Here is a 12560-nt window from a genome sequence, read left to right as displayed (position 1 = left end):
ATAGATGTATGTTAAACCATACTCTACTCTCTTTTTTTTAGGTAAATCAACACCAGAAATACGAGCCATGGTTATCCTTGTCTCTGTTTATGTTTTTTAACTTTGCAGATTACTCTTACAATGCCTCTTCTTTTGACAATCTTACAATCATCACACATCTTCTTTACTGAAGCTCTTACTTTCATAGAAAGCCCTTATATTAATCTCACTAAAGCCCTTTTTATTGGTAATTGCCTTAGTTTTGTTTGACATCTTTGCTGCATGTAGGTAAGTCTTGTATAACTACTTACCAATACTTTTATCTTTATAAACCAATATATAGATAGAAATACTCTTGTTTTATGTTAAAACAGCAAAGCGGATTGGGATTATATCCAAAGAAATGTAAAAGGATTATTAAAGCTAACTTAGTTAGTAAAACATCTGTAGAAAGTTCGTAAAAAGGAGACTTTAAAAGTCATTCAATCCCAAATAACGCTTACACCGTACTCAGGATCTAGTGTTATAAACTTCTTATAATAGACTTTTTTAGCATACTTTTTACTTAAAAGTTCCACCTCTATGCTATCTTCTTGCAAAAGTTCTCTTACTTCCTTATATGACAACCATTTTCCATACCTAGCTAAGCTATTTTGCCAAATTTTAAAATCACAAGATGCATTAGTACTAAGTTCATAAAGCTCTCCATCTTCACTTACCCACGAAGCGTTTGAACAAGCATAAAGTTTTACTTTTTTTCCACTTACTTCTTTATCTCTAACCTCTATATTTCCACCACTACAATATGGACATTCTCCTAAAATCATTCTATTTATACCTTTTTTTAACTAATAATAGTAAAAAAAATATTTGTTATAAAAAAATATTTCAAATTGCAATATTTTTTTGCAGTTTTACATATTACTAAGATTAAAATCCATACCATAGTCATTGCAATATGATATAGTTTGAGCAATAACGCTCAATTAACTTCTTGTAAACTCAAAAAGAAACATCTTACAAGACAAGGCAGAGTAGCTATAATTTGCTTATTGGCTCTCATACCTATCTAAGCCTTTTTTATGAAGAGCACTTGCACCTTGATAATAACTTATAGCCTCTATTTTTAAATTCTTTTGTGTACTTATCTCTTTATACTTCGTGTCATATATATCCTGCTTAACTACTTCATAACTTTTGATTTTTTTTGTAGGTGATAAAACAATTAGTTTATTCTCTTTATAAAGCCCAAGTTTTTGGTAAGTACCCATTAATGCGCGTTGTGTAAAGGAAGAACTTAAAATATCTTTACCGTAAAACTTGCTTTTGTATGACCAGTTTAAGATGCCAAACAGAGTTGGCATAATGTCTATTTGACTTGAGATTTTGCTAATTACTTGAGGTTTAAGTATCTCAGGGGCATAAACAATCATAGGAATATGGTACTTATCAAGAGGGACTTCTGTTTTACCTGCACTTGATGAACAATGATCTGCCACTATTACAAAAATGGTGTTTTTAAACCATGGTTTAATTTTTGCTTTTCCTATAAACTCTCCTATAGAATAATCCGTATATTTAACTGCACCCTCTCTTCCTGTATGCGAAGGTATGTCTATGCGTCCATCTGGATAATCATAAGGTCTATGGTTTGAGGTAGTCATTATAAAACTCATAAAAGGTTTATGCTCTTTATAAGAGAGATCAGCTTCCTTTAGACTCTTGTTTAGCAAGTCCTCATCACAAACTCCCCAAATCGTGTGAAAAGTATCTTCTTCTTTGCTAAAATCACTTCTGTCTAACACACTAAATCCGTTCGTTGAAAAAAACTCATTCATATTATCAAAATAGCCATGTCCACCATATATGAACTTAGTATCATATCCTTTGTTTTTAAGTATAAATCCGCTTGAGTACATGTTATGATTATCAGGTCTTTTAACTATTGAGCGACCAGGTGTAGGTGGCAGAGATAAAGTTATAGCTTCCATTGCTCTTACTGTTCTTGTACCCGTTGCATAAAAATTAGTAAAAAACAAACTTTTCTGTGCTAAAGAGTCAAGGTTTGGTGTCAATCCTTTTTTTCCTCCTAAAGATTCAAGAAATTTACCACTTAAACTCTCTACTACAATCATAACTATGTTGTAATCTTTTTCTACACCAGCATTTACAATCTCTCTTGTGACATCATTTGAATTTAAAAAAGCGGAGCTGTTAGCATCTATCACTTTCTTGAGATTTGCTATCACACTCTCATCTTTATCCGTAATATAAAATTTATCATAATCAAGAGTATTATTTCTAAAAGCAGCAAAAAGAGAATATAGTCCAGATTTAGATAGTTCATTGTTGTATTGATTTGTTGATATCTTTGCAAACTCCTGAGTTACTCCAACAAAAAATATTACAGGTATTATGAGATATATGATTGATGATTTAAATCTATCTTTAAGTCTGCTTTGATTTTGCAAAAAGTTTTCAATATGTTGTGTTTTATAAATAATATAAAAAACAAATGTGGAGATGAATGAGATTATTATAATTAAAATGCCCATTGGGTATGATTCTTTTATATTTCCAATTACCTCTTTTGTATAAACGAGATAATCAACAGCGATGAAATTGAATCTAACACTAAACTCATTCCAAAAAAACCATTCGCTAAATACCAAAAATACCGCCCCAAAAATAATTATAAAAGTAAAAACATAAGTTATATAGCGATTAAGCGCGTGATTAAAAAATCTTTTTGGTAAAAAAATGAGGTAAATGACAAACGGCACTGTTAGATAACTAACACTCACAAAATCATAAAATGCGCCTATTAGATAAATCTTCAAAATCTCTATTAATGATATGTCTAGTGCATCTACAGATTTGATGAGAAGTACTGTCCTTGTGATTACAAAAACACCTAAAAACAACCAAAAAATTAAATTTATATAGCTACATCTTTTGTACTTACTCTCTTGCATAAAATATCCTTATATTTAATTATGAAATATTAAGGAATATAAATAAAAAATATATAAAAAATATATGAAAAATATATGAACTTTTCTTCATTTCATAGATGAATAAAAATTCATTCTATATTCATATTGATTTAATTAAAAAACTATATTTTTTTAACTCCAAAACTCTAAAACATAAAAGGCAAATAGAGATGTTAAGAAAACTACTAAAATACTTCCTACTATTAGTTTGCATATTTTTTATTGGCAGATTAGTTCTATTTATTATCTATTTTGACAATTTTAAAAACAGCGGTGTTGATTACTGGATGACTTTTATCTATGGACTTAGAATGGATACTATTACTGTTTCTATTTTACTAGTTATACCTCTGATGCTTCTATCTTTTTCTCCTGCAAAGTTTAAAAAATTAACAAACATTTTTTTGAAATACTACTTTTTAGTGATATTTTCACTTGTTATATATATAGAAAATGCAACTTTTTCATTTGTGGCACAATACGATGTGCGTCCAAACTATCTTTTTGTCGAGTATCTCATATATCCGCGTGAAGTCTTTGCTATGATATTCGCAGATTATAAACTAGAACTTTTTGTCGCATTTAGTATGATTGGGGCATTTATATATTTTTATTTAAAATTTGCAAAAGATGATTTTTTAAAGGTTTTTGAGACTCACTATCTAAAAAGAGTCGCTATGTTTTTACCTATATTGTTGCTTTTATTTATCGGTGTGCGTTCGTCGTTTGGGCATAGAGGGGCTAATATATCAGATGCTATGTACTCCACAAACAGGATGGTAAATGAGATAACTAAAAACTCACTTCATAGTATAGGTTATGCTATTTACAGTAATTTTGTACATGAAGGTAGGGAAGTAAAACAATATGGAAGTATGGAAATAAAAGAGGCCCTGCAGAGAGTCAAAAAAAGATTAAATATTGATTCAAAGGATAAAGAATCGATTTTCTCAAGGATTGAAAAAAGTCACTTTAAAAGTGATAAACCAAAAAATCTAGTTATATTTGTGCAAGAGAGCTTAGGCTATCAATTTGTCAATGCTGTAGGAGGTGAAGATGGTATAACTCCAAACTTCAACAGATTGAGCAAAGAAGCGATACTTTTTAAAGACCTATACTCAAACGGAACAAGAAGTGTTAGAGGATTAGCAGCTGTTAGTGCAGGAAATTTGGCTGTTCCTGGAGTCGGAGTTCTAAAGAGAAATAAATCCCAAAGCGACTTTTTTACTATAGCATCCGCTCTTAAACCATTTGGATATCACACATCGTTTATATATGGAGGAGAGAGTAGATTTGACAACATGAGAAGCTGGTACTCTGGAAATGGTTTTGATAAGATAATAGATCAATCCCAATTTGAAAATCCTACTTTCGTTGCTCCATGGGGAGTTTGCGATGAAGACCTAGTAGTTAAAGCAAATGAGGAGTTTAAAAAACTGCATGCTAAAAATCAAAAATTTGCGACTGTTATGTTCTCACAATCAAACCATTCTCCTTTTGAATTCCCTCGTGAAAAGATTCAACTGATAAAAGATGTTTCGCCAAATAGTGTTAAAAATGCTGTGAAATACGCAGATTATGCCATCGGTCGTCTATTTGAACTTGCCAAAAAAGAGCCTTATTTTAAAGATACTATCTTTGTAATAATTGCAGATCATAATGTAAAGGTTTATGGAGACGATATTGTCCCTGTTGATATGTTTCATATTCCCGCTATCATAGTAGGAGATGGGATTAAACCTATGATTTATGATAAAATTGCTTCTCAGCCGGATGTATTAGCAACTGCACTTGATTTATTAGGTCTTGACCTAAAATATCCTATCATGGGTCACTCTATATTTAGCGATAAAAAACAAAACATCTCTTTGATGCAGTTTCATTCATCCTACGCTTTAAGAGTAGATGATAAAGTTGTGGTTGTAAGACCTGGTCAAAAACCGCTCACTTTTTTATATAAAAGTCCAAAGACATATCTAGATAAAGGTAATCATCTAACTCCGACTTATCAAGATAAAGAGTTAGAAAAAGATGCTCTAGCTTTTATTGTAACATTAGATTATATGTACAACAAAAAATTATATAAATAGATAAAATAAGTTAAAAAAACCAATCAAAACATAACTTTTAAAAAGGTGAAATGATGCGTATTCTAGTTGTAGAAGATGATGAAAAGATAGCCTCTTTTATAAAAAAAGGTCTCCAAGAAGAGTCTTACAGCGTAGATGCTACTGAAAATGGGTACGAAGCTATATATATGATTGAAACAAATCATTATGACATTGTTCTACTCGACCTGATGATTCAAGGTCTTAGCGGAATGGATGTTTGCAAAAATATCAGAGCTAAAAATATAGCAGTTCCAATTATTATGCTTACAGCTAGAGATGAGCTAAAAGATAAGGTCAAAGGTCTTGATAGTGGTGCCAATGACTACCTCACAAAACCTTTTGCATTTGAAGAACTACTTGCTCGAATCCGTGTTAAATTAAGAACAAACTCAACTACTTCAAGTACTATAACTATAGCTGATTTGATTATAGATACGGCAAGGCGTGAAGTTAAACGAGCTAGCAAAAAAATTAATCTTACCGCTAAAGAGTACGCCTTACTTGAATTTTTAGCAAGAAATAGTAAAAAACTACTAACAGAAACTATTATAAAAGAGAACCTAAGCGATATGACACAAGAGAGCATGAGTAATATTGTAAACGTATATATCTATAGACTGCGTAATAAAATAGACAAAGATTATAACTTGAAACTTATACACACTGTTAGAGGATTAGGCTATATGCTTAGTGATGAAAATGTTTAATAGTTTAAAACTAAAACTGCTCTTCTCCTTTTTTATCATCAATGTAATTATTTTATCTATTTATGGAACATTTATCTACAACACCGCAAAAAAAGGTGTTTTAAACACAACTGATACAGAGCTTAAAATGATATCTATAGATGTCATACCTGACTTTCAAAGAGGAGATAGTGAAGATGCAAAATATGTAGCAGATGAACTTATAAGCGAGTTTTCGATTGAGCCACTCTTTGTAAAAATCATTCACTATGGTAAAAATAGCAAAAAGATAGAGCATGAAACACTTTCCTCTAAAGAACATGAATGGCTTTTTGATGTACCGCTAAATGAGATAGGGCATCTAGGCAGCATATATTATTTTAATAAAAAAGACTTTCGAGTTAGTTCTATGATGATTTTTGACAAACCTGATACTAAAGTTTTTATTCAACTCGCTCTACAAAAAAACATGGACTCACTATATTTAAAACAACTTTTTCTTGGACTAATAATCGCAACACCGATTCTTTTAATTGTGTTTTTAATCATAGCAGGAATCTTGATAAACAGAACACTTTTGCCAGTAAAAGGGGTTATATCTTCTGTTAAATCAATCTCAGCTAATAATCTCTCTAATCGAGTAAGTACAAAAGAGATTCCGAGTGAAATTAAAGATTTAGTAGCAACTTTCAATCAACTTTTAAACAATCTTGAGGTGTCATTTAATAAAATAACCGACTTTAGCAACAATGCTTCACATGAGCTCAAGACACCTTTAACAGTTATACGCGGAGAGATTGAAGTAGCCCTAAAGCAAGATAGAGAACCTAGTGAGTACAAAGAAATTTTAGAAGATATTTTGCAAGAGAGCATAAGTATACAAAAAATGATTGAACAGCTATTTTTTCTTGCTAAAAAAGATATAACCGAGATTATTAACGAGTTTGACGAATTATATTTAGATGAAGTTTTAACAGACACGATTTTTCAACTAGAAAAACTTGCTCCAAGTAAAGATATACATATAGAGATAAAAAAGATTATTCCTATAACGATTCAAGCTAATGAAACACTCTTAAAAATTGCGATAAACAATATTATCAGGAATGCTATACTCTACAGCAAAAACGACTCTTTTGTAAACATATCTTTAGATGAAAATAGCAAAGAGTACTTACTGATAGTTGAAGATAATGGACAGGGAATAGCAAAAGAAGATTTGGAGTATATATTTGAGAGATTTTATAGAGCAGACAAAACCCGCTCAAGAAAAGATGGGGGAATAGGCTTGGGTCTTTCTATAGTAAAGATGATTTTAGATATCCATCATTATGATATAGAAATTAAGACCATTTTAAATGTAGGAACAACTGTTATTGTAAAAATACCAAAATTAAATAAAGCTACAAAATGCTCTTCAAAAATCATAAGAAACTCCTACTTTTGTATGTTATAGTTCAAATATATTAACAATGAAAAAGTTTTTTTACATAATTCATTGCAATTTGTCATATTTAATTTAATTTTTCGCTCTATAAAGCTATAATCTATCAAATTAACTAAAGCGCACAAAAAATAATAGGCTTTTATATGAAAAAGATTTTAGTACTAGATGATAGTCGAGCATCTCTTGAAATGTTAAAAAAAGAAGTTCAAGAACATTATGATATCAATCCTTACTATGCAAAAAACTACCAAGAGACTTTAAACCTTTTAGAAGAACATCAAGGGAAGTTTCATGCTGCTTTATTAAACTTAAGTCTTTTAGGTGTTGAACCCCTAGAGATAGTTGAGCTAACCAACTTTTATGAGATCCCATCAGTTGTTATTTTAGAGAGTGATGACAAGGAGATAAAAGAGTTGCTTCTTGATAAAAATATTATCAATGTTATATTTAAAAATGATACTATTAGCATGAAGTTTGCCATTTTAGATATATCTAGAACTCTTAAAAACTACGATACTACTATTATGATAGTTGATGATTCAAAAATCTATAGAAACATCTTAAAAAACAGCCTAAAAAAAATAAAGCTAAATATAGTCGAAGCAGAAGACGGAGATGAGGCGATAGAGTTATTGAGAAGCGATAAACATCAGATCTCGCTTATATTAACAGACTATGAAATGCCAAATACAAATGGTTTGGAGTTGACTTTTAAGCTAAGAGAAAAATATACAAAAGATAGTCTTGGCATTATCGCAATTAGTGCCGTTGAAGATCAAAATATTATTAGTAAATTTTTAAAACTTGGAGCAAATGACTTTATAAATAAGCGATTTACTCACAATGAAATAGTAACTCGTGTTAACTCAAACCTCGAGTTGTTAGAACTTTTTGCACGCATTAAAGAGATGGCTAACAAAGATTTTCTAACAGGCGCTTATAACAGACGCTACTTCTTTGAAGCTGGTAACTCAATTTATGCTAAAAACTCAAGAAAAGAGATACCGATGGCAGTGGCGATGCTTGATATTGATAAGTTTAAAAATATAAATGACACTTATGGACATGATATAGGCGATATTGCTATTAAAGAAGTTAAAAAAATATTTGATAAAAATCTTAGAAATTCTGACTTGATGGCTCGTTTTGGTGGTGAAGAGTTTTGTGTACTCCTTGAAGACACTTCACTTGAGCATGTGGAAATACTTTTTGAAAAAATAAGAAAAAAATTTGAGGACAACATCATAAAAATAGGCTCAACCAATATCAATTATACTGTTTCTATTGGTATTTATTTTGGTTTAGCTCACTCGCTAGAAGAGATGATTAGACTCTCCGATGAAGCACTTTATGAAGCAAAAGAGAGTGGTAGAAATATGATTAAGATTAAACTATGAATTTATATTTAGAAAAATTTAACAGCTCTATTAAAAATACTCTTTTTGAAAAACTACCATCAGAGATACAAGAGTTTATAAAAGAAAAATCTCTAAAGCTAAAATTTACATATCAAGAGATAAGACAAATCATAGATATAGCAAGAGATCTGAGCCTCTGGGATGAGGGCAATATCATAAAAATTTTTCCAGAACATGGGCAAAAAAAAGTAGTCTTTACTCAACTTAAAAAAGCTTATGAAGAGTTAAGATCTAAGCCAAACTCATATAAAGATTTTGAGTTAAAAAATATTCCACAAGAGCAAAAATTTAACTTTAAAACAGAAGCTAAGGATGGTTTTGGACTTGGGCTTTGCCCTGTAGCATCACAGAAGACTAGATGTTGCAATCTTTTGACTCTTGATGCAGTTGAGAGTTGTGGCTTTGACTGTTCGTACTGTTCCATTCAATCTTTTTACAATCAAAACACTATCACATTTGATAGTAACTTTGCAGATAAGCTAAAAAATTTAAATCTTGAACCAAACAAGACTTATCACATAGGAACAGGTCAAGCATCCGACTCACTTATGTGGGGAAATCGTGAGGGTATTTTAGATGCTCTATTTAACTTTGCAAAAGAAAATCCAAATGTTATCTTGGAGTTTAAAACAAAATCAGACAACATCAAGTACTTTTTAGAACATGATGTTCCTAAAAACATACTCTGCACTTGGTCACTAAATACTCCAACTATTATAGAAAATGAAGAGCATCTCAGTGCATCACTAGACAAACGCATAAAAAGTGCAAGAACTTTAGCTGATAAGGGCGTTAAAGTCGGTTTTCATTTTCATCCTATAGTTCATTATGAGGGTTATCTTGATGAGTATGCAGATGTTTACAAAAGGCTCTTAAATGAGTTTAGTACAAATGAAGTTGCACTTGTAAGTTTTGGAACTTTAACATTTATAAAACCCGTTATAAAGCAACTCAGGGAGAGAGACTTTAAAACCAAAATAACACAGATGTCTTTTGTAGATGCAAGTGGAAAGAGTTCTTATCCAGAGGATATAAAAGTAGAGATGTTTAAACACGCCTATGAGAGTTTTAAAGCTTGGCATCCCAATGGAACTTCTTTGGGAGCACACAAAGAGACATTTTTTTATCTCTGTATGGAAGAGCATGAGATGTGGGCTAAGTGTTTTGGGTATCAATACTCAACGAACAATGACTTTGAAAGAGCAATGTTAGGTTCATATACTAAAAAATTGGACATGGAATTTTTTTTATGAGGTTTTTAAAAATTATATTACTTGCTTTTGTGCTTGTATCATCAGATTCACTACTAGCAAAAGATGCAAAACCTATCTCAGTTAAAGAGAAAAAAAAAAGATTTTTCAACACTTTAGTCCCTGTTGTAAACAGTGTTTACAAAGAGCTTGACATACAATACAAAGAGATTAAAACAAACCTCAAAAATCCAAAATATAAGAAAAAAATCACAACTTTAAAAAAAATATATAAAGTCAAAACTGATAAAGATCTAATGATGGCATTAAAACCTCATCCTAGAAGTATAACTCTTGCTCAAGCTGCCATGGAGAGTGCGTGGGGAACTTCAAGATTTTATATAAAAGCCAACAATATCTTTGGTGTTTGGTCATTTAACAAAAAAGAGCCTAGAATTGCAGCCTCACAAAAAAGAGGTAAAAAAACTATCTGGCTTAAAAAGTATCCTACTATTAAAGATTCAGTCAGAGATTATTATAAAAACATCTCTCGTTCACACGCATTTGTAGAGTTTAGAAAGTTAAAAATGGTAACAGACGATCCATATAAGCTTGTAAAAAAGCTAGATCGTTACTCAGAAATGAAAGAGAAGTACCCTAAAGAGTTAGCAGCGATGATAAGGTATAATAAACTTCAAAGATATGACAAGCCTTAGTTTTTAAATCTGACTAAGACCATACCTACGAACTTTTCTTTGTTATAATACTCAACTCTGTAAGTAGTTCCAGTTTTATCTATAGAAAAGCGTTTTTGTATCTGTTTTTTTTCTATTTCTACACCTGTTTCAATACCGCTTTTGTTTACATAACCTATAACATTTACTCTAAAAGAGTTTGCCTTGTGAACAACAAAACTATTCTCTACTTTTAAGATCTCGCCAAATTTTACATCCACCTCTTTACCATCGACACTAAATTTTACAATATTGTAATCTTCATCCATATCAAGATAATCAGCATTTAGCCTTGATAGTCTTCTGTTTCCATATTGGATAACATAAGTGTTACCATTTTTTATAATGGCAAGAAGAGGATTACTTGCCTTAAAGTCAACCACTCCATCTTTTTTTATAGGAAAGTAGTTTACAATATCTCTGATTTGCGCAAGTGGCAAGCTTATCTTTTCTTCATATAGAGATATATGAATATCATTGTTTATAGCACTATAAACACCATCAGAATCAAGAGTAAACTTTCTTTTATACTCTATGCCCATAATATCCATATACTTCTCTAATGCTAAGAGATGATAGTAGACTCTTTGATGAGTAGCAAGATTTTTACTAGCCTCATTTCCAAAAGCAGCTTTTCCTTCATTGATAGCGAAGTATGTAAGAGTTTTTTCCATCTCTTTATCGCCCTCTTTTGTTCTAGTGTTATGAACATGGTACTTATGCTCATCTTTTATAAGGTGTTCATTTACATATTTTACAACGCTAGATGAGATCTCTTCAAGGTTTGAGTAAACCTCAACATCTATGTTTGACTGATCTATGATGGAACACTGTCCCCATCTATGTGGTGCGTGCATATCATCTTCATAAGTTTTTCTATAAAAACCACTTCCATCATGTAGGTTTACAACAAGTTTTACATTTTCATCTTTTATGTAACTTTTAATTCTTTGTATAGCTTCATACTCTGGATCTTCTTCTGAAAGTTCGGCGAATTTTCTATTCATATCTCCATGAGGTCCTCTACTTCTTTTTATAATGCTATAAAAGTTTAGATTTGGAACTATCCAAAGAGAGCCTTTTGTTATCTCGTAGTGAGTAGCTAGAAGTGATGCTGAGATAAATCCACCTGGTTCATCTCCTTGGATCCCACCAACAACAAGCAGAGTATTTGCATCTTGCTCTCCTTTTTGAATAAGGTCAAATTTAAAGAGATCTTGTGCATTTAAAAGAGAACAAAACAGAAAGAGTGCAATGCTAAATAACTTCAACATGCCAAGGTTCAAACCTTACTCCATCACTGTTATTTTTTTGATATCTCATCTTGATATAAGGTAGTTTTATCATCTTTTCAAACTCCTTAGTTGATGCAAACTCATCTGTAAAGTTTTTATATCCCCATCCTCGAAGACCCACATCAAAGTCACTTATAGTATGGTAAGAGTAAGCTGGAGGTGCGATATCTATAGAAGCGTTTGTAATGTTTCCACCATTTCGGTTAAGTTTACCTGCATAGAGGCTAAGTTGTTTTACAATATTTCTTACACCAGATGTGAGTATGAGAGAGTCACCAACATCTTTTATGAGTTTGTCGTAGTCTTCTTGTGGCTTACCTTTAAAAAGATAGTGCCCAGTGTAATGGATCTTAACAACATCTTTTTGAGATATTTTATTGTTGATATTTTTACAAGTTTTTGCTCCATAAAAGCCGTACATATTGGGATCTTCATGAAAAAATCTATCTATCAAAGATAGTTCATCGTCTTTAAACTTACCAATAGTTGGATAGTTTCTAGCATAGTAAAGCGCCTCACCAAAAGAGACTAAGTTAAAGTTTGCAAAACCTATATAAGCTCTAAGTCTCTTAAACCTAGCATCTAAGCTTTGAAGTGTCTTGTACTCATTGTAGGTCAAAAAAACATCATTGTTCGTTTGTACAAACTCATTAGCAAAAAGTGGTGATAACGATAATGTCGTTAAAAAAAGTCTTCTATTCATA

General features: G+C 31.3%; 11 protein-coding genes and 1 pseudogene. 6 read left to right on the top strand and 6 right to left on the bottom strand.

Annotated features, from left to right (window positions below):
* The 4 genes and pseudogenes from M0Q24_RS08405 to M0Q24_RS08390 form a co-directional block, all read right to left on the bottom strand.
* A pseudogene (locus tag M0Q24_RS08405) lies at positions 1 to 69 on the bottom strand (30S ribosomal protein S13); the annotation flags it as partial.
* A 2-nt stretch (positions 70 to 71) separates the two neighbouring features.
* The gene (gene rpmJ / locus M0Q24_RS08400) at positions 72 to 185 is read right to left on the bottom strand and encodes a 50S ribosomal protein L36 (protein ID WP_295049576.1); all 114 of its coding nucleotides are present in this window, start codon (positions 183 to 185) and stop codon (positions 72 to 74) included.
* Between the two features lie 276 nt (positions 186 to 461).
* The gene (locus tag M0Q24_RS08395; protein WP_295049573.1) at positions 462 to 806 is read right to left on the bottom strand and encodes a hypothetical protein; all 345 of its coding nucleotides are present in this window, start codon (positions 804 to 806) and stop codon (positions 462 to 464) included.
* A gap of 222 nt (positions 807 to 1028) precedes the next feature.
* The gene (locus tag M0Q24_RS08390; protein ID WP_295049570.1) at positions 1029 to 2954 is read right to left on the bottom strand and encodes an LTA synthase family protein; all 1926 of its coding nucleotides are present in this window, start codon (positions 2952 to 2954) and stop codon (positions 1029 to 1031) included.
* Positions 2955 to 3145: 191 nt separating this feature from the next.
* Here M0Q24_RS08390 and M0Q24_RS08385 point away from each other — a divergent pair, with 191 nt between their 5' ends.
* From M0Q24_RS08385 to M0Q24_RS08360, 6 genes are all read left to right on the top strand, one after another.
* Complete coding sequence (locus tag M0Q24_RS08385; protein ID WP_295049567.1) at positions 3146 to 5065, top strand: LTA synthase family protein; 1920 nt, start codon at positions 3146 to 3148, stop codon at positions 5063 to 5065.
* A 53-nt stretch (positions 5066 to 5118) separates the two neighbouring features.
* Positions 5119 to 5793: a response regulator transcription factor gene (locus M0Q24_RS08380; protein WP_295049565.1), complete on the top strand. Its 675-nt coding sequence runs from the start codon at positions 5119 to 5121 to the stop codon at positions 5791 to 5793.
* The gene (locus M0Q24_RS08375) at positions 5786 to 7228 is read left to right on the top strand and encodes an ATP-binding protein (RefSeq protein ID WP_295049562.1); all 1443 of its coding nucleotides are present in this window, start codon (positions 5786 to 5788) and stop codon (positions 7226 to 7228) included. The genes M0Q24_RS08380 and M0Q24_RS08375 overlap by 8 nt, the downstream gene beginning before the upstream one ends.
* A gap of 134 nt (positions 7229 to 7362) precedes the next feature.
* On the top strand, positions 7363 to 8616 hold the full coding sequence (locus M0Q24_RS08370) for a diguanylate cyclase (protein WP_295049560.1): 1254 nt from the start codon (positions 7363 to 7365) through the stop codon (positions 8614 to 8616).
* Positions 8613 to 9890: a spore photoproduct lyase family protein gene (locus tag M0Q24_RS08365; protein ID WP_295049558.1), complete on the top strand. Its 1278-nt coding sequence runs from the start codon at positions 8613 to 8615 to the stop codon at positions 9888 to 9890. The genes M0Q24_RS08370 and M0Q24_RS08365 overlap by 4 nt, the downstream gene beginning before the upstream one ends.
* Positions 9887 to 10543: a glucosaminidase domain-containing protein gene (locus tag M0Q24_RS08360; RefSeq protein WP_295049557.1), complete on the top strand. Its 657-nt coding sequence runs from the start codon at positions 9887 to 9889 to the stop codon at positions 10541 to 10543. The genes M0Q24_RS08365 and M0Q24_RS08360 overlap by 4 nt, the downstream gene beginning before the upstream one ends.
* Here M0Q24_RS08360 and M0Q24_RS08355 read toward each other — a convergent pair.
* Positions 10540 to 11835 (bottom strand): M99 family carboxypeptidase catalytic domain-containing protein, encoded by a 1296-nt coding sequence (locus M0Q24_RS08355; protein ID WP_295049556.1) that lies wholly within the window; start codon positions 11833 to 11835, stop codon positions 10540 to 10542. The two genes, M0Q24_RS08360 and M0Q24_RS08355, sit on opposite strands and share 4 nt — an antisense overlap.
* Positions 11819 to 12559, bottom strand: coding sequence for a M15 family metallopeptidase (locus tag M0Q24_RS08350; RefSeq protein ID WP_295049554.1), 741 nt, complete (start codon positions 12557 to 12559; stop codon positions 11819 to 11821). The genes M0Q24_RS08355 and M0Q24_RS08350 overlap by 17 nt, the downstream gene beginning before the upstream one ends.
* Position 12560 lies beyond the last annotated feature (1 nt).

The organism is Sulfurimonas sp. (genome assembly GCF_023228785.1).
Classification (GTDB): Bacteria; Campylobacterota; Campylobacteria; order Campylobacterales; family Sulfurimonadaceae; genus Sulfurimonas.
The sequence above is the reverse complement of the archived record's forward strand: the minus strand, read 5'-3'. Positions and strand labels throughout refer to the sequence as shown.